The following is a 20493-nucleotide window of genomic DNA, read 5'->3' as shown; positions in this document are numbered from 1 at the left end:
CGTGGCCGACAACAAAATACAGGAATCCCCCAAACGCCTGCCGCTGGCGGAAGAGGGGATCATGGAAACGCTGCTGCTTCCGTTCTCGCCGCGCTTCATCGTCCTGACCATCTGCGCGGTTGTCACTGCGCTCCTGATCGGCATCGGCATCGCCGACCGCAAGATCTTCGACATCCTGCTGATCCCGATTCTGATTTTTGGCGCGCTGACGCTGCTCGGCGTCCGCGATCTCATGCAGAAGGGCCACGCGGTCCTGCGCAATTACCCGATCTCGGCGCATATCCGCTTCCTGCTCGAAGAGATTCGTCCCGAGATGCGGCAGTATTTCTTCGAGAGCGAGAAGGACGGCATGCCGTTCTCCCGCGACATCCGGGCAGTGGTCTACCAGCGCGCCAAGATGCAGCTCGACAAGCGTCCGTTCGGCACCCAGGAGGACGTCTACCGCGAGGGCTACGAGTGGATGCATCACTCGGTGTCGCCGAAAGCGCACGCCGAGGAGAGATTCCGCGTCACCATCGGCGGGCCGGATTGTGCAAAGCCGTATTCGGCGTCGGTGTTCAACATCTCCGCCATGAGTTTCGGCGCGCTCAGCCCGAACGCCGTGCGCGCGCTCAATGCCGGCGCGAAGAAGGGCGGCTTCGCACACGACACCGGCGAGGGCGGGTTCAGCCCCTATCACGCAGAGATGGGCGGCGACATCATCTGGGAGATCGGCTCCGGCTATTTCGGCTGCCGTCATCCGGACGGCAGCTTCGATCCGGAGGCCTTCGCGCGCGTCGCCAGCCAGGACCAGATCAAGATGGTCGAGCTCAAGATCAGCCAGGGCGCCAAGCCCGGCCATGGCGGCGTGCTGCCGGCGGCAAAGGTCTCGGAAGAAATTTCAAAGATCCGTGGCGTCGCCATGGGCGAGGACTGCATCTCGCCGGCTTCGCACCGCGCCTTTTCCACGCCTGTTGGCATGATGCAGTTCATCGCGGAGATGCGAAGGCTGTCCGGGGGCAAGCCGGCCGGTTTCAAGCTGTGCATCGGCCATCCCTGGGAATTTCTTGCAATCTGCAAGGCGATGCTGGAGACCGGAATCTATCCCGACTTCATCGTCGTCGACGGCAATGAGGGTGGCACCGGCGCCGCGCCGCTGGAGTTCATGGATCATCTCGGCATGCCGATGCGCGAGGGCGTCAATTTCGTCCACAACGCGCTGATCGGCATCAATGCGCGCGACCGCATCTGGATCGGTGCGTCCGGCAAGATCGCAACCGCCTTCGATATGGCGCGGGCGATGGCGATCGGCGCCGACTGGTGCAATTCGGCGCGCGGCTTCATGTTCTCGCTCGGCTGCATCCAGTCGCTGAGCTGCCACACCGACCGCTGCCCGACCGGGGTTGCGACCCAGGACCCGACGCGTGCGCGTGCGCTCTATGTGCCGCTCAAGATCGACCGCGTGCACAATTATCACCATGCGACGCTGCACTCGTTGACCGAGCTGATCGCGGCGGCGGGCCTCGAACATCCGCAGCAACTGCGTCCGATCCACTTCAGCCAACGAACGTCGACGGCCCAGGTGCAATCCTTCGCACAGCTCTATCCGGCGCTGCGCCCGGGCGAACTGCTCGAAGGTACCGAAGACCCGCGCTTCCGCGATGCCTGGCGGATCGCCCGCCCCGAGACGTTCCAGCCGGCGCTGTAAGCGTCGCGCCGCCGTGGAATAAATTTATCGCGAGCGGGCGGGCACTTAACGTTTGTTTCAACTTTGGGTATAGGTTGTGCCCATGGACGAGCGGCGCGACAAGGCGAGACATCGCGTTCTGAAAGCCGGAACGATCGAGTTCGGCGGCGGTGCGATCGACTGCACCATCCGCAATTTCTCCGACACCGGCGCCGCCCTCGACGTCACCAGCCCCGTCGGCATCCCCGAACGCTTCACTCTGTTCATCCAGGCCGACGGAACGCATCTGACCTGCACAGTGATCTGGCGCAAGGAAAAGCGGATCGGGGTGAAGTTCGGGTGAGGTCCTGCGTTTGATGCGCGCTTGAGCCGCAAGCTCCGCTGTCGTCCCGGGGCGCGACGAAGTCGCGAGCCCGGGATCCATAACCACAGGGAGAAGTTGCGGCCCAAGCTGGCAATTCCGAGCCTTCGCCAATCCTCTCCCTGTGGTTATGGGTCCCGGATCGGAGCGCGCTTGGGGCGCGTTTGTCCGGGACGACACGTGGAGAGTTCAGCGCACCAACTCACGCCGCCGCCTGCTCGCTCCGCCGGCTCGCCAGGATCTTGTCGATCCTCCGGCCGTCGAGATCGACGACTTCGATGTGCCAGCCGGCGAAGTCGAAGGCATCGCCGACGTCGGGCAGCACGCTGAACTGTTGCAGCACCAGGCCCGCCACCGTGTTGTAGCGGTGCGGTGGCAGCTCGATGCCGAGCAGTTCGCCGAACTCGTCGACCGGCATCCAGCCGGCGACGAGCAGCGAGTCGTCTGCGCGCTTGACGTAAGCCGGCTCCGGCGGTCCCTCCTCGGAATGGAAGGCGCCGACGATCGATTCCAGAATGTCGGCCGTCGTCACGATGCCTTCGAAAGCGCCGTATTCATCGTAGACCAGGCCGACATGAACCGGAGCGGCCTTCAGGATCGTCAGCACATCGCGGGCATCGGCTGATGCCGGAATGCCAGGTGCTTCTCTCACGAGCGCTCGCAGGTCCGGCGCGCGCTCGTTCATGTAGGCGACCAGCAGATCCTTGGCCTGCAGCACGCCGATCGGCTTGTCGCGATCTCCGTCCGAGACCGGAAAGCGCGAATGCGGGCTCTCGGCGATGATCGCTTGAATCGCCTCCGGTGCATCGCGCAGGTCGATCTCGTTGACTTCGGTGCGGGGTGTCATGATCGCGCCGACCGGCCGGTCTCCGAGCCGCATCACGCCGGCGATCATCTCCTTTTCGCCCGACTCGAGCACGCCTGCGTTCTCGGCTTCGGTAACGAGATGGTGGATCTCGTCCTCCGAGACCTTCTCTTCGGATTTGCCTCCATGGCCGAGCAGCGTGAGGATCAGCTTGCCGGAGAGGTCGAGCAGGAAGACCAGCGGCAGCGAGACCTTCGCCAGCAGGTGCATCGCCGGCGCGACCCTGACCGCGATGCTTTCGGGGTCACGCAGCGCCACCTGTTTCGGCACCAGCTCGCCGACGATCAGGGTGGCGTAGGTGATGAGCGTGACGACGAGGCCGACGCCGACGATGTCGGCAATACCGGCCGACATCCCGAGCTCGAGCAGCCATTGCGTCAGCCGCTGTCCGAGCGTCGCGCCGGAGAACGCGCCCGAGAGCACGCCGACCAGCGTGATGCCGATCTGCACGGTCGAGAGGAATTTTCCGGGCTCGGCCGCCAGCGTCAGCGCCCGCTCGGCGCCGCGCACGCCCCTGGCGGCAAGCATCGACAGGCGCGCCGGGCGGGACGAGACCACGGCCAGCTCGGACATGGACAGCAAGCCGTTGATGACGATCAGGATGACGACGATGACGAGTTCGACCGAGAGCATTGACGTTCCGAGGTAAGTGAGTGTGGCGCGGAGGGCGGCACAAGGCTCGATATAGGTATTCCGGGAGGAAATGCCGACGGATCCCGTCGCAACCGGCACCGCGCGGGAACCTCGGGGCGACGTTGTTCCGGAGGACCCGCGACGCCGGCGCCCCGCGGAACTACGGGCATGCCGTTACTTAACGGGCTCTTAGTGGCGGCCGGCTAGGGTCTCGACATTTGCAGAATGTATTCGGGGGACCAGGGATGCGGATCGGGAAGCTTTTCGCGCTGTCGATGCTGACGGTGACGGTTTTTGCGGTCATCCTTGGCGCCGAGGTGCTGATACCCCAGACGCGCATCTTCACGAACCGCTCCGACGCGATCAAGACGGTCGAGGCTTTTGGCGCGACCTTGATGGTCAGCCAGCAGGTCGCCAGCCTTCGCGCGCCCTACATCGGACCCATCTTCCAGGAAGCCGCTGCAAAGCAGGCGCAGATCGAAGCCGCCGGCAAAGCGGCGAAAGCGGCCGATGCCGCCTTCGAGGGGGCAAGGCTCGCCCTCATGGTGCTCGACGACGCGGGCCCAATGATCGACAACCTGGACCGTGCCGCGCGGCGGCTGAAGGAAATCTACACCGCGGCCGATCGTGCGATGAGCGTTCCCCTGGCGGCGCGCGACGGCGCCGTGACCAAGGGCTTCCTGCCCGGCGTTGCCGAGGTCATCGGCCATATCGAACCGGTCATGAACCGGCTCGAAGCGAAGGTCATCAATGCCGATTCCTCGCTTGCGTCTCTGCTCAGCATGGCGCGAACGGCGCAGGATCTGCGCGTCTCGGCCGGCAGCCGCGCCGCCTCGCTGTCGCCGGCGCTGAGCGCACGTCGGCCGCTCACGGCGGCCGAATTCTCGCTGATGGATCGCATGCAGGGCCGCGTCGAGGCCGACCGCGAGCGCATCGAGGCCGGCATCGACCAGCTCGGAAGCCCGCCCCGCATCGCCACCGCGTTCAAGGCGGCGACGGAGTCCTATTTCGGAAAGGCCGCGGCTGCCGTGGACAAGGAGATGCCCGCGGCCCGCAGCGACGGCAAGTACGACATCAACGCCGAAGAGCTGGCGAGCGTCATCGTGCCGGCCATCCAGATGTTCTACGGCGTCCGTGACGCCGCGCTGGCGGAAGCGGCCGAGCGCGCCACGGCGGCGCGCGATGGCGCGCTGACGATGCTCGCCCTCGCCGGCGTGGCGGTGCTGGCGCTGCTGGGGACGCTCGGTGGCGTGACCGTGATGCTGCGCAGGCGCGTGGTGACGCCGCTGAGCCGACTCGCGGACGTGATCGCAGCGCTCGCTGCCGGGCAGCACGAGGTCGAGATTCCCGCGACGGGCCGCAATGACGAGATCGGCCAGGTGGCGGGCTCGCTCCGGCACTTCAAGGATTCGCTCTCCGCCAAGAAGGCCGCCGAGGAGGCGGCCGCGGTCGAAGCCGAGGCGAAGCTCCGGCGCAGCCAGCGCGTGGATCAGATCGCACGCGAGTTCGAGGCCATGATCGGCGAGGTGATCAACACCGTGTCGTCGGCATCCTCGGAGCTCGAAGCGTCGGCGGGAACGCTGACGAGCACGGCCGATCAATCGGAAAAGGTCACGGCGACCGTTGCGGCCGCCTCCGAACAAGCCTCCACCAACGTCCAGACCGTCGCCGCGGCGGCCGAGGAGATGGCCTCATCCGTCGACGAAATCAGCCGGCAGGTCCAGGACTCCGCGCGCATCGCCGGCGAGGCGGTGCAGCAGGCAGGACGGACCAACGACTATGTCGGCGAGCTCGCCAAGGCAGCCGGCCGGATCGGGGACGTGGTCGAGCTGATCAGCCAGATCGCGGGCCAGACCAATCTTCTTGCCCTCAACGCCACCATCGAGGCGGCGCGCGCCGGCGAGGCCGGGCGCGGCTTCGCCGTCGTCGCCTCCGAGGTCAAGGCGTTGGCCGAGCAGACCGCCAAGGCCACCGGCGAGATCAGCCAGCAGATCTCGGGGATTCAGGCCGCGACCGAGGATTCCGTCGGCGCCATCAAGGCGATCGGCGACACCATCGGCCGCATGTCCGAGATCGCATCGGCGATCGCCGCGGCGGTCGAGGAGCAGGGCGCCGCGACCCGGGAGATTTCCCGCAACGTGCAGCAGGCGGCACGCGGCACCCAGCAGGTCTCCGCCAGCATCGTCGACGTCCAGCGCGGCGCGAGCCAGACCGGATCGGCATCCGGTAACGTGCTCGCTTCGGCCAGGTCGCTGTCCGGCGAGAGCAGCCGCCTCAGGGTCGAGGTCGGAAAATTCCTCGACGCGATCCGCGCCGCGTAGAGCTCCATTGTGGGAGGACGCGGTTTCACCTAGGCTTGCAGCCCGGGGATGTCGCAGCCTCCCCGTGAAGTGGTGATCCCACGCAAGCGCTGCTCGCTGCTGCATGGAGCGAGCAATGGACGGGATCGCAATCGAGCTTCCGCTTTTTCTGTTGGCCACCTTCGCCGGCGCGTTCGTCGCCGGCCTGTCCGGCTTTGCCTTCGGTCTCGTCGCGGCATCGCTGTGGCTCTATGTGCTGACGCCGCTTCAGAGCGCCAGCCTGATCGTCGGCTTCGGCCTGCTGGTGCAGGGCTATTCGGTCTGGAAGCTGCGCAGCGCGCTCGACTGGCGCCGGCTGTGGCCTTTCATGGTTGGTGCCGTCGTGGGCGTGCCCGTGGGGGTCTCGCTTCTGACCTCGGCCGATCCGAACAGCGTCCGCATCGCGGTTGGGGCGGTCCTGATCGCCTACAGCCTCTATGCGTTGTTCCGGCCGCAGCTCAAGGTCGCGACCGTCCTGCCGCCGGCCGCCGACATCGCGGTGGGTTTCGTCAACGGCCTGCTTGGCGGGCTGACCGGCCTTGCCGGCATCATCATCACCATCTGGTGCAATCTGCGCGGCCTGCCCAAGGATGTTCAGCGCGCCACGTTCCAGCCCGTCGCGGTCGTGGTGTTCGCCACGGCGGCGCTCCTGCTGGGCGCCAAGGGATCGCTCACGCTCGAGACGGCAACGCTGTTCGCGCTCGGCCTGCCGTTTCTGTTCGCCGGCACGTGGCTTGGACTAAAACTGTTCGGCCGGATCGACGAGGCTGCGTTCCGCAAGATCGTGCTCGCGCTGCTGTTCGTCTCCGGCGTCGCGCTGTTGTTTTGAGCCGCGCTCAGAACTCGCCGTGCAGCCGTCCGGAGAACACCGACACCGGTCCGCGGTCGGCGTTGTAGGCGGGATTGACGATGAGCTGATAGTCGGCGGTGAGGGTGAGGTTCTTGTTCAGCGCGTAGGCATAATAGGTTTCGAGGATGCGCTCTTTGCGATAGTTGAGCGCACCGTCGCCGATCAGCACGCCGAGGCCGCCGGCGGCGAGGAAGTCGCGATAATCCTGTGAAATCGCGTTGATCGCGCCGCCGACGCCGATCACGTCGTCGGGCCGGCCCCACTTCGTGCCCTTGATCGACAATCCCGCGGACAGGCTGCGGTGAATGTCGGTGAAGGCCAGCGTCTCGGTCTTGCCGTCGTTCCAGCTCCAGCGGCCGAACAGCCCGAGATCGTCGGTGATGGCCTGCTCGAGGTTGAGCACGTAACCATACTTCAGACGACCGCGCCGGGTCTGCGCGATGTCGAGGTTGAGCGCGGGATTGGCCAGCGTCTCGCGGAAGCTGCCCATGTTGGCGCTGTCGAGCCAGCCGATGGTCCTGAGCTTGCCGGGTTGGCCAAGCAGCGAGAAGCGCGTTTCGAGCTCGAGCACGTACTGGCCGCGCTCGCCGACCCTGGTGTCGAAATGATTCGAATTGGACTCGGAGACCATCAGGAAATAGCCGCCGCGCAGCGCCCATTGCTTCTGGTTCAGCTCTGCGGTGACGCCGTAGGTGAGGCCGACCTTGTCGGCGGAATAGTCGAAGGCGCCCGGCGCCCACAGCGACCAGTTCATGAAGTCCCTGCGGGTGTCCTTGGCGTAGGCGTTGCCGTCGAACACGTCGACCACCGGGAATTTGCCGGCCTGAACCGTGAGCCTGGACACGTCGACCTTCTGTCCGAGCTGTAACTGGCCGCTCGCGAGCTCTTCCTGCTCGCCGCCAAAGCCGAACGTCTGGCGCACGAACAATCGTGATGTGTTGTAGTGCGGATAGGGGAAGTTCGACTTCTGCGCTTCGCCGTTGGGGAAACCGGCCGCGCCGACGGTGTCGTTCAGTCCAAATCCCTGAAGCAGTTCGGGATTGTAGTAGACCTCGCCGCCGTCCCACAGCCGCGCGTTCAGGAACAGGCTGTTGCTCCAGGTCGCCTTGGCCTGCGCTGTCGGGGAGAGCGAATTCGGCCCGGTATAGCGCGCGGGGAACGATGGATAGCCCTGCGGCAGATAAGTGCTCTGGCCGTGGATCTCCCAGCGATCCGATTCCGTGTCGACCAGGGAGCTCTTCGGACTGTAGCTCGGCATGCCCGGCCAATCGACCTTGCGGTTGAGGCCGAGCCTGACCGCCTGGAATTCGCGCGACGAGGAGCTGTATTGGGCGCCCGTGGAGAAGGCCACATTGGCACCGTCGAAGCGGCTGTAGAGATATTCGAGCCGCGCGCTCCAATGCGGTGCGAAGCCGTATTCGATGCCGGCACCCGCGATCCAACCGGGCCGCGTGTTGAGGATCTTCGGGACGTCGGCGCCGGAGGCCGGCGTGTCGAAATAGCGCTCGCCCATCCACGCAAAGCCGCCGGTGGCATAGACCAGCCACGGACCGCTGGTGTAGCCGACGCGGCCGCGCAGGCTGGCGGTGTAGTCCCATTGCTGCGTGACGGTGTTGGCAGGCGTTGCCAGGAAGGACACGATCGAGTTGGAGGTGATGTAGTTGGGAAACGAAAAATCGCCTTCGACGCCGACGAGCCAGCCGGAGTTGAGGCGGTAATTGTAGCCGGCCTGCACGCCACCGATCATGCCGCTGAAGACGCCGCTGTCGTTGATCCCTGTGCCGTCGTTCAACGCAAAGTGCGACGAACCGCGGCTGTAGCCGGCATGCGCACCGATATAGAGGCCCGTCCAGTCATAGACCGCTCTCAGCGCCGGCGCCTTCAGAGGGAGGTCGGCCGCCTGGCCGGCGGCGGGAAAAGCCAGCACGCCCGAGGTAATTGCCGCGGCCGTTCGCAAATACCGGTAACGGTGACCTCTCAACGTCAAAACGCACGCCCCCAAACGCAGATGTGTTCCACCCGCCGCGATACCCCAGCCGATTCGCGGCGCTTCTGTCACCAAGTCTTCGGAGTTGGCGCGATCGGACCAGAGCATGCTGATTCGGCGCGATTTCTTTCCAAGTCCCTGTGCCTGTTGCGAACCTTATTGCGATTAATTCGCAATAGCAACTGGTGCGGATTGCCGCAGACGATGGTTCGCACCTCGGTGTGACGGGACTGCAACATCGCCTGACGGCGCCTGGACTGCTTGGCTGAAGCCCGGCCCTCGCTGGGGACGATCCAAGGCCAGGACAAAGGCGGGTACGGCGGAATCGCGAAGGCCGGCGGTCGGTCGCCCGCTAACGCAAGCACCTAGCAGCCGCGGCAGATGCTCTTCATCTTCCTGTCGAGCAGGGCGTCATCCTTGTTCACCGGACTGTTCTTCGCCGGACTGCTATTCACCGAACTATTGCTCACCGGATTGTTGCTCGCCGCACTGTTCGTACCCCACCTCTGCTGCCAGAGCTTCTCGCCGATCGTGCAGAGAACCCGCGGCTCCTTACCCGCGGAGGGCGCCGTCCGTCGATCCGGCGTGCGGCCCGCGACCTCGAGAGCCAGCTTGGTCCGGATCGCCTGCTTGAAGTTTTCGCGATCGGTGACCGGCACAACAAAGGAACCTGGGCCGCCGATCACGCAATCCTCATAGTACCAATCGATATGGTCGATATGGTTGATGTCCGGCTGACCGGCGGGCGTTGCATTGATCATGACCGGCAGGCCGGTGATGACGATGCCCTGCTGCAACGCTGTGTCACGCGCAGTGGCGACAGGATCGCCGTTGTTGTTGGGACCATCGCCCGAAATGTCGATGATACGACGCGAGCCCCGGTACGGGTTCTGCCCGAACAGCGGCACCGCGAACTTGATCGCGCTCGAGATCGACGTGCGCGAACCGCGGCGAAGTGGCGCCTTCATGATCTCAGTCGCGACTGCTTCAGCCGACTCCGGTCCGTCGATCTGCCGCCAATGGACGATGATTTCCTGATCCTTGGTCGACGACCATTCGAAATAGGTCAGCGCGATCCTGCCAACAGGACCAGCCCGCAAGGCGCGAAGAAATTCCTGAGAGACAAAGGCCTTGGCATAGCCCTCGCGTTGGGCCGCCAGGTCATCCAGCTCCACCGAGTAGGAGACGTCCACCGCGATCACGAGCTCGACGTCCACGGCGGGGCGACTGTCGTCTTGGATCGCTGTTTGCGGCTGTGAGGCCGGCTCGGGAAATGCCTGTGTCGATGTCAGGATCGCAATCAGGATCGATCCAATTGAGACCCGCCAATTCACGCACGCCCTCCAGTTACCCATTTGCATTCTGACACGCGAAACGTGCAATCGGAAGGACAGTCTGGGCCATGCGGCCGCAGGGCGGTTCTGGCGGCAAACATGGTTGACCCCGCCCGGGGGGACATCCGGGCGGGGTCGGGGGCACGACACGGGGTGGATGAGGCGCCCGTGTCGGACGCAGGATCCACGTGAGATCGGCCTCAGGTACCTGGATCAGTAGCAGGTACGAACGCGGCCAACGTACTGGCCGAAGGCGTTGTACTGGGCGACCCAGCCGCAGCGGTGATAGCCGTGGTAATAGGGATCGTGGCTGGCGGCGATCGCGGAGCCGACGACGGCGGCGGTGGCGATGCCCACGCCGACACCGACGCCCCAGCCGAGCGGCTTGGCTTGCGCCTGCGAGGTGGTGGCCACGACGCTGCCAGTCAGGGTGAGCGCGGTGAGGGCAGCAGCGAAAATCTTGGTCTTGATCGACATGTGACAGTCCATCCGGGTTGAGGCGGTCCGTTGTGGCCCGCGTGCCCAGTTGGACGGAGGTTCCCCGCGTCCGGTTCGAACGCCCGAAACGCGTCCCGGGAGCGAGGCTCTTTCCTGAATGATTTGAATAGGATGGCCGCTAGCCGAGAGGCCCCTTGGCGAGCCTGTTCACGTCGAAGTTATCGACCTCGATCAGTAGCTCGCAGAAAGCCGTCGCGCCATGGTCGAGCAGTTGCTCGCCCTTCTCGGCCACGGCCAGGGTCGCATTGCCGACGGCCCCGCTGGCGTTGAGATCCTGCGCCTGCCAGGCGAACGGCGCGGGCCGCTGCGTCGACAGCCAGCGATATTGCTTTTCCATCGCGAGGCTGCTCGCGGGAAAATCCGCGATCGCATCCTTGCGCACCTGATCGGGATAGCGCGCCAGCATGATCGAGGTCTCGACCGCGCCGCCGTGAATGCCGTGGCGCACTTCATCGGCCGGGAACAATTTGTCCGCGCCCGACAGCCGCGACCACGACGTCGTCACCACAAACAGTTTTTGATGCGCGCGCAGATCCTGCGCGACCAGCATCATGGCCGCGCTGTTGCCGCCATGGCTGGTGATGATGACGAGCTTCTTCACGCCGCGCCGCGCGACCTCCTCGCCGATCCCTGTCCATTTCTTCAGCGCCACCTCAGTCGGCAGCGTTTGCGTGCCCGGATAGTCGATATGCTCGGTGGAAATCCCGACCGGTTCGACCGGCAGGAACGTCGCCGCAATGGTCGCGGGCAAGAGCTCGCGAACGCGCGTCAGATAGGCGTCAGCGATCAGCACGTCGGTCGCGAGGGGCAGATGCGGGCCGTGCTGCTCGGTCGCCGCCAGCGGCAGCACGGCAATCCAGCGCGACACGTCTGCAGGGCTCGCATGGGCCCAGTCGATGTCGTTCCAGTCGCGGGACGGTGTCATCGTGGTTTCTTTGCCCGAATTTGTCACGTAATTTGGGGTATGGAGGGGGACGCGGGCCTGGCGGCTCGCGTCCCCTGACGTCTTGCGGTTTTATCGTGTTGGCCAGGCATCGGCTAGAAGCGATCGACGGAGTACCATCATGAGCCCCTCTCATCTGCGGCGAGCGTTAACGGCGGGCTTGATGGCTGCTTTCGTCTCGGTGGTGCCGGCGCGGGCCGAGACGCTGGACAAGGTCAGCTTCGGCACCAACTGGGTCGCCGAGGCCGAGCATGGCGGCTTCTTCCAGGCGGTCGCCGACGGCACCTACAAGAAATACGGCCTCGACGTCACCATCGTTCCCGGTGGTCCCAACGAGAACAACCGGATGCTGCTGATCGCCGGCAAGATCGACTTCTTCATGGCCGCGAATACCCTGATGTCGTTCGACGCGGTGGCGAATAATGTCCCGGTCGTCACCATTGCCGCCGTATTCCAGAAGGATCCGCAGGTGATGCTGACGCAGCCCGATGCCAAGGTCGCCAAGATCGAGGACCTCAAGCCGCTGACGCTGTTCGTCTCCAAGGAGGGCATGACCAGCTACTTCCAGTGGCTGAAATCCGAATACGGTTTTAGCGAGAAGAACGTCCGGCCCTATAATTTCAATCCGCAGCCCTTCATCGCCAATCCCAAGAGCGCCATGCAGGGCTATGTGACGTCCGAGCCGTTCGCGGTCGAGAAGGCCGCCGGCTTCAAGCCCAACGTGCTGCTGCTTGCCGATTACGGCTTCAACACCTATTCGACCCTGATCGAGACCCGCCGCGACGTGGTCGAGAAGAAGCCGAACCTGGTGCAGCGCTTCGTCGATGCCTCCATGGTCGGCTGGTACAACTACATCTACCGCGACAATTCCGCCGGCAATGCCATGATCAAGAAGCTCAATCCGGAGATGACTGACGAGCTGCTGGCCTATTCCGTCGCCAGGATGAAGCAATACGGCATCGTCGATTCCGGCGACAGCTTGAAGAATGGCATCGGCGCGATGAGCGACGAGCGCTACACCTCCTTCTTCAACAAGATGGTGAAGGCGGGCGTCGTGAAGGCGGATCTCGACTTCCGCAAATCCTATACGCTGCGCTTCGTCAACAAGGGCGTCGGCGCCGAGCTGCGCCCGAATAAGCCGTAGCGCAAGGTCGATGTCGTCAGCCAAAACCTCGTCGGGGGTCGAGACCGGCCTGACGGCCCTGGCCGTCAGCCTGCGCGGCGTGACCAAGACCTATGACAATGGCGTGATGGCGCTCGGCCCGCTCGACCTCGCCGTGCGCAAGGGCGAGTTCATCTCGCTGCTGGGGCCGTCCGGCTGCGGCAAGTCGACGGCACTGCGCATCATCGCGGAGCTCAGTGCGCCGTCGTCAGGAATCGTGAGGCTGGCGCGCCGGGAGGGCGTGCCGCAGCCCGGCCACGGCATCGGCTTCGTGTTTCAGGAGCCTACATTGATGCCCTGGACCAGCGTGCGCGAGAACGTGCGATTGCCGCTGAAGCTCGCAGGCGTAGCGAAGGCGGACGCGCGCGCACGTGCCGATGAGGCGTTGGCGAGTGTCGGCCTTGCCGATTTCGCCGAGGCCTATCCGCGCGAACTGTCCGGCGGCATGAAGATGCGGGTGTCGCTGGCGCGCGCGCTCGTCACCGACCCTGATATCCTCCTGATGGACGAGCCGTTCGCCGCGCTCGACGAGATCACGCGCTTTCGCCTCAACAACGATCTGCTCGCGCTGTGGCGAGCGTTGGGCAAGACCGTCATCTTCGTCACCCATTCGGTGTTCGAATCCGTCTACCTGTCGCAACGGGTGGTGGTGATGACAGCGCGGCCCGGCCGCATCCAGGCCGACATCCGCATCGAGACCGTCGAGCCGCGGGCTGAGGAGTTTCGCACCTCCGCTGCCTATTCCGATTATTGCCGCAAGGTATCGGCCGCGCTGTCACCGTTCTATTCGGGGCAGTCGACGCTATGAGCGCGCAAGCTGCCGTTACCGCAAAGCCATCCGGCGCGCAAGGCGCGATGCGCTTCGTGCTTCCCGTTATCGTGTTCGCGGCGGGACTTCTGGCCTGGGAACTCGTGGTCCGCATCAAGGACATCCCGCCTTACGTGCTGCCGGCGCCCTCGGTCATTGTCCTGACCCTGATCAAGGACTGGGCGGTGCTGTCACAATCGCTCGCCGCGACGCTTCTGACCACGCTTGAAGGTTTTGTCGCGGCCAGCATCGGCGGCATCGCACTGGCGCTGCTGTTCAACCAGTCGAAATGGGTCGAATATTCGCTCTTCCCCTATGCCGTCGTGCTCCAGGTGACGCCGGTCATCGCCATCGCGCCGCTGCTGCTGATCTATCTGGAGCAGCAGACCGCGGTCGTGGTCTGCGCCTTCATCGTCGCCTTTTTCCCGGTCCTATCGAACACCACGCTCGGGCTGAATTCAGTCGATCGCAACCTTGCGGGCCTGTTTCAGCTCTATGGCGCCTCTCCGCCGCAAACCCTGCGCTTCCTGAAGCTGCCGGCGGCGCTGCCCTACATCCTTGGCGGTCTGCGCATCGCCGGTGGCTTGTCGCTGATCGGCGCGGTCGTCGCCGAGATCGCGGCCGGCACGGCCGGTGCGGGGTCCGGGCTTGCCTACAGGATCGCCGAATCCGGCTATCGGTTGAACATACCTCGCATGTTCGCGGCGCTGCTGCTGCTATCGCTGGCCGGGATTGTCATCTATGGGGTGCTGGCGCTAATTTCCCACCTCGTTTTACGGCGCTGGCACGAGAGCGCGCTTGGAAAGGACAACTGATGACTGCCGGTTCGATTTCGTCCGAAAAGATCGACCTTTTGATTTATGGACCGGTGCGGCCGATCCTCGAGAACGGGTTTTCCGATCATTTCGTCGTGCACAAGGCGGAGACGCGGGGCGACCTCGAGCGGCTGACACCGGCGATCCGCGAGAAGATCCGCGGCGTGGCGGTGACCTATCACACGGTGCGGGCCGACAAGAATTCGCTGTCGCAACTGCCCAAGATCGAGATGGTGGCGAGCTTCGGCGTCGGCTACGACCACGTCGACGCGAAATACGCGGCCGAGCACAACATCATCGTCACCAACACGCCCGACGTGCTGACCGAGGAAGTCGCCGACGTCGCGATGGGCCTGCTGATTTCCACCGTGCGTGAATTCATCAAGGCCGACCGCTACGTGCGCTCCGGCCTCTGGCAGACCCAGAACTATCCGCTCAGCGTCGGCTCGCTGCGCGACCGGAAGGTCGGCATCGTCGGCATGGGCCGGATCGGCCAGGCCATCGCGCGCCGGCTCGACGCCTCGCTGGTGCCGGTGGTCTACCACTCGCGCAATCCATCCAAGGACGTCGCCTACAAGCACTACCCCGACCTGATCGAGATGGCGAAAGCGGTGGACACGCTGATGGTGATCGTGCCCGGCGGCGCCGCGACCGAAAAGATGATCAACGCCGAGGTGCTCAAGGCACTCGGCCCGCGCGGCGTGCTGGTCAACGTGGCGCGCGGCTCGGTGGTCGACGAGGCCGCACTGGTCCAGGCGCTCAAGTCCGGCACCATCCTCGCCGCCGGTCTCGACGTGTTCGCGGCCGAGCCGAACGTGCCGGACGAGCTCAAGACCATGCAGAACGTCGTGCTGCTGCCGCATATCGGCTCGGCCTCGGTGGTGACGCGTAACGCGATGGACCAGCTCGTGGTCGACAACCTCAAGGCCTGGTTCGCCGGCAAGGCGCCGTTGACGCCGGTCGCGGAAACGCCGTTCAAGGGGCGCTGATGAGAGTTCTTCGGCTCGTTGCATTCGCCATCGCGGCATGCGTTGCCGCGATGGGCGCTGCGCATGCGCAGGATGCGACGAGCCTGAAGAAGGAGATGCCCGGACAATGGGAGCTCTCGACCACCGAGCGCAGCAAGACCTGCGTCGTCACGCTCAAGGCTGACGCCGCGGGGCAGGCCTTCAAGCTGGAATTGGAGCCGGCCTGCAAGACTGCGCTGCCCTTTACGAAGAACATCGTCGCCTGGAGCGTCAGGGGCCTCGACATCGTGCGCTTGCAGGACGCGACCGGTGAAGCCGTGATCGACTTCACCGAGGTCGAGGCCGGCATCTTCGAGGGCCTGCGGCAGGGCGAGGGCGTCTATATCCTGCAAGACCTCGCCGCCGCGCGCTCGATGGCCAAGTCGATGGACCAGATGATCGGCGACTGGTCGATGGTGCGCGGCAATGGCCAGCCGGTATGCGGGCTGACGCTGACCAATACCGAGGCAGGCCCGGACAATTTCCAGGTCTTCGTCAAGCCGAAATGCGACGCGGCGATTGCGCAATTCAATCCGACGCAATGGCGGCTCGAGCGCGGCCAGATCATCCTGATGTCGAAATCAGGTGACGTCTGGCAGTTCGAGACCGACGACAACGCGCAATGGCGACGCGTTCCCGACACCGCCGATCCCCTGATCATGCTGCGTCAGTAGGCCCGCCGCCGCCTATTGACGGCAAGCGAATGCGGAACCTGCCGACAGGGCATCCCGTTGACGGAAGAGGTGATTTCGTTGGGAGATCCGGTATGGCCAAGCGTGTCCTCGCGATCGGCATCGAACCCGGCAATGCGGATTACAGCGCATTCCCCCAGGTCACGCCTGAACGCGTTCGCAGCTACATTGAGGCTCAGCTCCTGCGCCTGCGCGGCCTCGGCTTTGAGGTCACGAGCTGTCTGATTGATCTCGATGCGACTGCGGAAGCCGCCGTGACGTCGGCGCTGCGCGACGAGAGCTTCGACTGCATCGTGATCGGCGCGGGCCTGCGCGAGCCGAAGGAGCGCCTGCTGCTGTTCGAGAAGGTGCTCAATCTCGTCCATCGCCTGGCGCCGAAGGCCGCGATCTGCTTCAACACCACGCCGGCCGACACCGCCGAGGCCGTGCAGCGCTGGGTCGATGCTTGAATGGCGCCGACCGGCGTTTGCGCCCGTAGGCGGAGCGGTTTGAGCCATCTTCGCGCTACGCTTCCGACGCCATCGCGAAGCGTCGCGAGTCGCAGCGCCGGCAATTTGTCTGGTCCGAATCCAGTTCCGGCGCTATGAGTGGCCCTGCCACAGGGAGGGCGAGAGCATGCTTCGAGGTCTTCGCATTGGAAATCTTGGAATGGCGGCGTGTCTGGCGGTCGCGATCGCGGTCCCTGTGGGTGAGGCGGCGGCGCAGGACGCCATTGGGGGTGCCATCCTCGGCGGCGTCGGTGGAGCGATCGTGGGTGGCGCCATCGGCGGTGGTCGCGGCGCCGCCATTGGCGCCGTTGTCGGCGCCGGCACGGGCGCTGCGATCGCCTCCGAGGGCGAACGCCGCCGCTCCGGCTACTACGCCTATCAGCGCGGCTGCTACATGCAGCGCCGGGACGGCTCCTACGTTCCGGTGGATCCGCGATATTGCTACTGAGGCCCGGACGGCAGGCCCGTTGTGCTTGGCGCCACCGGCCGCCCGTGCACGCGCTCGCGGGAGAACGCGTAGAGACCGGACAGCACGATGATTGTCGCCCCCGCCACCATCATGGCGTCGGGCCTGTCGCCGAACACCAGATAGCCGAACAGCATGGCCCATAGCAGCGCGGAATAGCGGAACGGTGCTACCGCTGAGACATCGCCGGTTCGCAGCGCCAGGATGATGCACTGATAACCGATCAGGAGCAGAACCGCGGCGAACGCCATCAGTGCGAGCGCGCGGCCGGATGGCGGCGTCCAGCCGCCGAGCGGAACAAGTATGCCGGCTCCGGCGATTGTAACGCTGACGGCGGTCAACAGGGTGACGAACAGCGATGGAATTGGCGCGGGTATCCGCGAGGTCGCGAGGTCGCGCACAGCGCAGAAAAAGACCGAGATCAGCACGAGCAACGAAAATTGGTTGAAGCCCTCGCCCCCCGGGCGAACGATGATGAGAACGCCGATAAAGCCGGCCGTGATCGCCAGCCAACGTCGCCAGCCGACGGGTTCGTCGAACGTCAAGGCTGCACCGAGTGAGATGGCGAGCGGCAGCACCTGAAGGATCGCCGTGGCATTCGCCAGAGGCAGGTGCGCGATCGCCGCCAGCAACAATATCGTTCCGCCGATTTCGCCGGCCACCCGCAGCATGACCATCTTCATAATCAGCACGCCCGGCGGCCACAGCGCCCGCTGATGCTTTGCAAGCGCCGCGATCAGCACGACCGCGAACAAGCCGCGCACCAGCATGATCTGACCGAAATTCATCTCGGCCGAGACAGCCTTGGTGATCGCGTCATTAATTGTGAAAGCGGCCATGGCCGAAGCCATCAGCAGGCTTCCGCGAATGTTCAGGGAAAGGGTCAAATCGGTCTTCCAGGTCGGATCACTTCGCGGCTGTCTCTCCAGACGACCGCCGTTAACGGTAACCCAGCTGAGGTCCTTCCTGCTAGAAAAGAATACGGTCGATCGTATTGACATGTAATTTTGTAGATCCTACGCTGGCATGTGAGTTCAACAATCTCCGGGAGAGCCGACCATGACGGCAACGACTGTGTTGAGAACCGCAGCCACCAAGTTGGACATCGCAGCGATCGCGGAGCGCTATGCTGCCGCCTGGATAGCCCACGATCCGGCTGCCATCCTCGCACTGCATGCGCCGCAATCCACGTTTCAGGCGCACGGCCGGACCGGCGCGATTCGTGGAATCGACGCATTGCGCACCGAGTTCACCAAAGTCTTCGAGCGCTACCCCGGTTTCGGCGTCGAGACGCATCGTCTCCTGCTCGGCGAACGGCACTGGACACTCGATTGGACGCTGACATTCGAACCACCCGGCAAGACTCGCCGCCAATTTCGCGCGCTCGACGTTGTCGAGGTGGACGATAACGGGCTCGTCACACGCAAGGACACGTTCTTCGATTTTGCCCAGGTCAAGGCAGCGCACGAAGCAGCATGATGGAGGCGAACATGACGAACGCAAACGCTCTCGGCGCCGTGCAGAAGAAGCCGCTGTTCGATCGGACGCTGATCGATGCGTTGCCGGTCGAGCATCTGTGCGATCTCAGCATCGACCTGGAGCTCGGCCAGGTGATCCCGACTCCCCTCGGCACTCGTTTGACCTATGTCGTGAAAGGCGGCCGCTTCGAAGGTCCGCGCTTCCGCGGCGAAATGCTTCCGGGCGGCGGCGACTGGGTCTCGCTCGGCGCCGACGGCACCAGTCGCATGGATGTTCGGGCAACCATGCGCACCCATGATGGAGTCCTGATCCGCTACGAGTCGCATGGCGTCCTCAGATTCCCGGGAGATGGCCGCCAACGTCTGGCCCGCGGCGAGCGGGTGTCCTTCGACGAAAGCTATGTGCGGCCGACGCCCAGGTTCGAGACCTCGGACGAGCGCTATGCGTGGCTTTGTGGAATCGTCACCGTCGGCTACGGCGAGTACGGTCCGGGCCGCATCGATCATCGGATGTTTAGCATCCTCTGAGCCTTGGAATGACGCGGCACGGTGCTTGGGCACATCGGCCTCGAATGTACCATTAGGAGATTTGTGCTAGAATTATGCAATGCGGGCGCCACGCTCACCAAAAGTCAAACCCATGCGCAGTCCATTGACGTTGAGCCCGGCCACCTCGGGCCAGCGGCCTGTCGACGAGACCATGGACAAGCGGCTGCTTCGCGGCGTGCGCTCGCGAAAGTTGGTGCTGGACCGCGCCGTCGATATCGCGTCCCTGGAAAACCTGGACGGCTTGAGTTTCGGGCGGCTTGCGACCGAAACCGGAATGAGCAAGGCCGGCATTCAGGCCCTGTTCGAAACCAAGCAGGCTCTTCAGAAAGATACCTTCGCCCATGCCCTCGATATGTTCCGCGACTTCGTCGTTCGTCCCGCCGAAGCTAAACCGCAAGGCGTAGCTAGATTTCGGGAGTTGATCGATCGATGGCTGCAATATGCCGAACGGCCCCTTTTCGCCGGCGGTTGTTTTTTTGCAGCCAATCTGACCCAATTCGACTCCCACCCGGGGCCGCTACGCGACCTGGTGGCCGGCGCTCAAAGAGCGTGGATCACTCGACTTTCCACCGAGTTGAAGCATGCGATCAAGCACGGGGACATCGTCAACTCCGATCCCGAGCTCTCCGCGTTCCAGATCGAAGCCGTGCTCCGTTCGGCGAACACCGCGTTGCGGCTCGGCGAGCCGGCCGTTACGCGGAAGGTGTGGCGCGTCGTTGATAGCTTCTTGACCGCCGCCGACAAGTAACGGGTTGTTCTGCGGTGCGCTGAATACCGGGCCGCCGATCTTCAGGACCTCGCTAGATCAACCGCATCCCGCGCAGGCTCGCATGCCCGCTCTTGCCGACGATGATGTGGTCGTGCACAGCGATGCCGAGCGGCTTGGCGATGTCGATGATCGCCTTGGTCATCTGGATATCGGCCTGCGAGGGCGAGGGATCGCCGCTGGGATGGTTGTGCACGAGGATCAGCGCGGTCGCGGATAATTCCAGCGCGCGCTTGATCACCTCGCGCGGATAGACCGGGGTGTGGTCGACGGTGCCGGTCTGCTGCACCTCGTCCGCGATCAGCTGGTTGCGCTTGTCGAGGAACAGCAGGCGGAACTGCTCCTTCTCGGCAAACGCCATGCTGGTGCGGCAATAGTCGATCACCTCATTCCAGGACGACAATGCGTTGCGGCTGTTGACCTCGCCCTTGGCGACGCGATGCGCCGCCGCGGCGATCAGCTTGAGCTGGTGGACTGCGGCCTCCCCGATGCCCTCGACCTCGCGCAACCGAGCCACCGGCGCGTGCACGACCTCGGCAAACGAGCCGAAAATCTTGATCAGCGTCTTTGCCAGCGGCTTGGTGTCGCGCCGCGGCAGCGCCGGAAACAGGGCCATCTCGAGCAACTCGTAATCGCTCAGCGCATCCGCCCCGGCGCTGTAGAAGCGCTCCCGCAGCCGCTCGCGATGGCCGAGATAGTGCGGCGCGTCCTCGGGCTTGTTCTTGTCGTGGTTGGCTTTGGCGGGCATCGGCCGCCAGCATTGCCGGGGAACCTCGGTTTTGCAAC

21 protein-coding genes are annotated in these 20493 nt (G+C 64.5%); 14 read left to right on the top strand and 7 right to left on the bottom strand.

Annotated features, from left to right (window positions below; genetic code table 11):
- The first annotated feature begins 61 nt into the window (after positions 1–61).
- Positions 62–1687, top strand: coding sequence for an FMN-binding glutamate synthase family protein (locus tag QSV46_RS25295; protein WP_314958201.1), 1626 nt, complete (start codon positions 62–64; stop codon positions 1685–1687).
- A gap of 82 nt (positions 1688–1769) precedes the next feature.
- The gene (locus QSV46_RS25290) at positions 1770–2009 is read left to right on the top strand and encodes a PilZ domain-containing protein (RefSeq protein ID WP_314957966.1); all 240 of its coding nucleotides are present in this window, start codon (positions 1770–1772) and stop codon (positions 2007–2009) included.
- A 220-nt stretch (positions 2010–2229) separates the two neighbouring features.
- Here the strand turns inward: QSV46_RS25290 and QSV46_RS25285 are convergent, their stop codons facing one another.
- A complete protein-coding gene (locus QSV46_RS25285) occupies positions 2230–3525 on the bottom strand; it encodes a hemolysin family protein (protein WP_314957964.1) in 1296 nt (431 codons plus the stop codon).
- A gap of 245 nt (positions 3526–3770) precedes the next feature.
- Between QSV46_RS25285 and QSV46_RS25280 the strand changes: the two genes are divergently transcribed.
- Together QSV46_RS25280 and QSV46_RS25275 are read left to right on the top strand one after the other, a co-directional pair.
- A complete protein-coding gene (locus tag QSV46_RS25280; protein ID WP_314957962.1) occupies positions 3771–5846 on the top strand; it encodes a HAMP domain-containing methyl-accepting chemotaxis protein in 2076 nt (691 codons plus the stop codon).
- Between the two features lie 115 nt (positions 5847–5961).
- The gene (locus tag QSV46_RS25275; RefSeq protein ID WP_314957961.1) at positions 5962–6693 is read left to right on the top strand and encodes a sulfite exporter TauE/SafE family protein; all 732 of its coding nucleotides are present in this window, start codon (positions 5962–5964) and stop codon (positions 6691–6693) included.
- A 7-nt stretch (positions 6694–6700) separates the two neighbouring features.
- On the opposite strand, the gene QSV46_RS25270 is transcribed toward QSV46_RS25275, so the two are convergent.
- The 4 genes from QSV46_RS25270 to QSV46_RS25255 form a co-directional block, all read right to left on the bottom strand.
- Positions 6701–8671, bottom strand: a complete 1971-nt coding sequence (locus QSV46_RS25270) for a carbohydrate porin (protein WP_314957959.1) — start codon at positions 8669–8671, stop codon at positions 6701–6703.
- 395 nt (positions 8672–9066) lie between these two features.
- Positions 9067–10035 carry a DUF1194 domain-containing protein gene (locus QSV46_RS25265; RefSeq protein ID WP_314957957.1) on the bottom strand — a complete coding sequence of 323 codons (969 nt, stop codon included), beginning with the start codon at positions 10033–10035 and terminating at the stop codon, positions 9067–9069.
- A gap of 213 nt (positions 10036–10248) precedes the next feature.
- Complete coding sequence (locus QSV46_RS25260) at positions 10249–10512, bottom strand: hypothetical protein (RefSeq protein WP_314957955.1); 264 nt, start codon at positions 10510–10512, stop codon at positions 10249–10251.
- A gap of 139 nt (positions 10513–10651) precedes the next feature.
- A complete protein-coding gene (locus QSV46_RS25255; protein WP_314957954.1) occupies positions 10652–11458 on the bottom strand; it encodes a creatininase family protein in 807 nt (268 codons plus the stop codon).
- Positions 11459–11597: 139 nt separating this feature from the next.
- On the opposite strand from QSV46_RS25255, the gene QSV46_RS25250 reads away from it, so the two are divergent.
- From QSV46_RS25250 to QSV46_RS25220, 7 genes are all read left to right on the top strand, one after another.
- Positions 11598–12620 carry an ABC transporter substrate-binding protein gene (locus tag QSV46_RS25250; RefSeq protein ID WP_314957953.1) on the top strand — a complete coding sequence of 341 codons (1023 nt, stop codon included), beginning with the start codon at positions 11598–11600 and terminating at the stop codon, positions 12618–12620.
- Between the two features lie 10 nt (positions 12621–12630).
- Positions 12631–13446 carry an ABC transporter ATP-binding protein gene (locus QSV46_RS25245; protein WP_314957952.1) on the top strand — a complete coding sequence of 272 codons (816 nt, stop codon included), beginning with the start codon at positions 12631–12633 and terminating at the stop codon, positions 13444–13446.
- Positions 13443–14261, top strand: coding sequence for an ABC transporter permease (locus tag QSV46_RS25240; protein WP_314957951.1), 819 nt, complete (start codon positions 13443–13445; stop codon positions 14259–14261). The genes QSV46_RS25245 and QSV46_RS25240 overlap by 4 nt, the downstream gene beginning before the upstream one ends.
- Positions 14261–15250 (top strand): 2-hydroxyacid dehydrogenase, encoded by a 990-nt coding sequence (locus QSV46_RS25235; protein WP_314957950.1) that lies wholly within the window; start codon positions 14261–14263, stop codon positions 15248–15250. The genes QSV46_RS25240 and QSV46_RS25235 overlap by 1 nt, the downstream gene beginning before the upstream one ends.
- On the top strand, positions 15250–15942 hold the full coding sequence (locus QSV46_RS25230) for an AprI/Inh family metalloprotease inhibitor (protein ID WP_314957949.1): 693 nt from the start codon (positions 15250–15252) through the stop codon (positions 15940–15942). Before QSV46_RS25235 ends, QSV46_RS25230 begins: the two co-directional genes overlap by 1 nt.
- Positions 15943–16034: 92 nt before the next feature.
- The gene (locus QSV46_RS25225; protein ID WP_314957948.1) at positions 16035–16409 is read left to right on the top strand and encodes a hypothetical protein; all 375 of its coding nucleotides are present in this window, start codon (positions 16035–16037) and stop codon (positions 16407–16409) included.
- Positions 16410–16575: 166 nt separating this feature from the next.
- The gene (locus QSV46_RS25220; RefSeq protein WP_314957947.1) at positions 16576–16896 is read left to right on the top strand and encodes a glycine zipper domain-containing protein; all 321 of its coding nucleotides are present in this window, start codon (positions 16576–16578) and stop codon (positions 16894–16896) included.
- Here the strand turns inward: QSV46_RS25220 and QSV46_RS25215 are convergent.
- Positions 16890–17801 carry a DMT family transporter gene (locus QSV46_RS25215; protein ID WP_314957946.1) on the bottom strand — a complete coding sequence of 304 codons (912 nt, stop codon included), beginning with the start codon at positions 17799–17801 and terminating at the stop codon, positions 16890–16892. The genes QSV46_RS25220 and QSV46_RS25215 overlap by 7 nt on opposite strands.
- Positions 17802–17973: 172 nt before the next feature.
- On the opposite strand from QSV46_RS25215, the gene QSV46_RS25210 reads away from it, so the two are divergent.
- From QSV46_RS25210 to QSV46_RS25200, 3 genes are all read left to right on the top strand, one after another.
- A complete protein-coding gene (locus QSV46_RS25210) occupies positions 17974–18393 on the top strand; it encodes a nuclear transport factor 2 family protein (RefSeq protein WP_314957944.1) in 420 nt (139 codons plus the stop codon).
- An 11-nt stretch (positions 18394–18404) separates the two neighbouring features.
- Positions 18405–18920 (top strand): DUF3237 domain-containing protein, encoded by a 516-nt coding sequence (locus QSV46_RS25205; RefSeq protein WP_314957943.1) that lies wholly within the window; start codon positions 18405–18407, stop codon positions 18918–18920.
- 172 nt (positions 18921–19092) lie between these two features.
- Complete coding sequence (locus QSV46_RS25200; RefSeq protein WP_314957942.1) at positions 19093–19689, top strand: TetR family transcriptional regulator C-terminal domain-containing protein; 597 nt, start codon at positions 19093–19095, stop codon at positions 19687–19689.
- Positions 19690–19741: 52 nt separating this feature from the next.
- Here the strand turns inward: QSV46_RS25200 and radC are convergent, their stop codons facing one another.
- Positions 19742–20455: a RadC family protein gene (gene radC, locus QSV46_RS25195; protein WP_314957941.1), complete on the bottom strand. Its 714-nt coding sequence runs from the start codon at positions 20453–20455 to the stop codon at positions 19742–19744.
- Between the last annotated feature and the right edge of the window lie 38 nt (positions 20456–20493).

This window comes from Bradyrhizobium cosmicum (assembly GCF_032290525.1).
Taxonomy (GTDB): Bacteria; Pseudomonadota; Alphaproteobacteria; order Rhizobiales; family Xanthobacteraceae; genus Bradyrhizobium; species Bradyrhizobium cosmicum_A.
Note: the sequence above shows the minus strand (reverse complement) of the source record. Positions and strands in the feature narration are given on the sequence as shown.

Bases quoted from the DNA above. Each gene is read 5' to 3' on its own strand.
- QSV46_RS25280 (WP_314957962.1), top strand. From the start codon at position 3,771: ATGCGGATCGGGAAGCTTTTCGCGCTGTCGATGCTGACGGTGACGGTT.
- QSV46_RS25200 (WP_314957942.1), top strand. From the start codon at position 19,093: ATGGACAAGCGGCTGCTTCGCGGCGTGCGCTCGCGAAAGTTGGTGCTG.
- QSV46_RS25295 (WP_314958201.1), top strand. From the start codon at position 62: ATGGAAACGCTGCTGCTTCCGTTCTCGCCGCGCTTCATCGTCCTGACC.
- radC (WP_314957941.1), bottom strand. From the start codon at position 20,455: ATGCCCGCCAAAGCCAACCACGACAAGAACAAGCCCGAGGACGCGCCG.
- QSV46_RS25290 (WP_314957966.1), top strand. From the start codon at position 1,770: ATGGACGAGCGGCGCGACAAGGCGAGACATCGCGTTCTGAAAGCCGGA.
- QSV46_RS25255 (WP_314957954.1), bottom strand. From the start codon at position 11,458: ATGACACCGTCCCGCGACTGGAACGACATCGACTGGGCCCATGCGAGC.
- QSV46_RS25285 (WP_314957964.1), bottom strand. From the start codon at position 3,525: ATGCTCTCGGTCGAACTCGTCATCGTCGTCATCCTGATCGTCATCAAC.
- QSV46_RS25245 (WP_314957952.1), top strand. From the start codon at position 12,631: ATGTCGTCAGCCAAAACCTCGTCGGGGGTCGAGACCGGCCTGACGGCC.
- QSV46_RS25235 (WP_314957950.1), top strand. From the start codon at position 14,261: ATGACTGCCGGTTCGATTTCGTCCGAAAAGATCGACCTTTTGATTTAT.
- QSV46_RS25205 (WP_314957943.1), top strand. From the start codon at position 18,405: ATGACGAACGCAAACGCTCTCGGCGCCGTGCAGAAGAAGCCGCTGTTC.
- QSV46_RS25230 (WP_314957949.1), top strand. From the start codon at position 15,250: ATGAGAGTTCTTCGGCTCGTTGCATTCGCCATCGCGGCATGCGTTGCC.
- QSV46_RS25275 (WP_314957961.1), top strand. From the start codon at position 5,962: ATGGACGGGATCGCAATCGAGCTTCCGCTTTTTCTGTTGGCCACCTTC.
- QSV46_RS25225 (WP_314957948.1), top strand. From the start codon at position 16,035: ATGGCCAAGCGTGTCCTCGCGATCGGCATCGAACCCGGCAATGCGGAT.
- QSV46_RS25250 (WP_314957953.1), top strand. From the start codon at position 11,598: ATGAGCCCCTCTCATCTGCGGCGAGCGTTAACGGCGGGCTTGATGGCT.
- QSV46_RS25210 (WP_314957944.1), top strand. From the start codon at position 17,974: ATGACGGCAACGACTGTGTTGAGAACCGCAGCCACCAAGTTGGACATC.
- QSV46_RS25260 (WP_314957955.1), bottom strand. From the start codon at position 10,512: ATGTCGATCAAGACCAAGATTTTCGCTGCTGCCCTCACCGCGCTCACC.
- QSV46_RS25240 (WP_314957951.1), top strand. From the start codon at position 13,443: ATGAGCGCGCAAGCTGCCGTTACCGCAAAGCCATCCGGCGCGCAAGGC.
- QSV46_RS25220 (WP_314957947.1), top strand. From the start codon at position 16,576: ATGCTTCGAGGTCTTCGCATTGGAAATCTTGGAATGGCGGCGTGTCTG.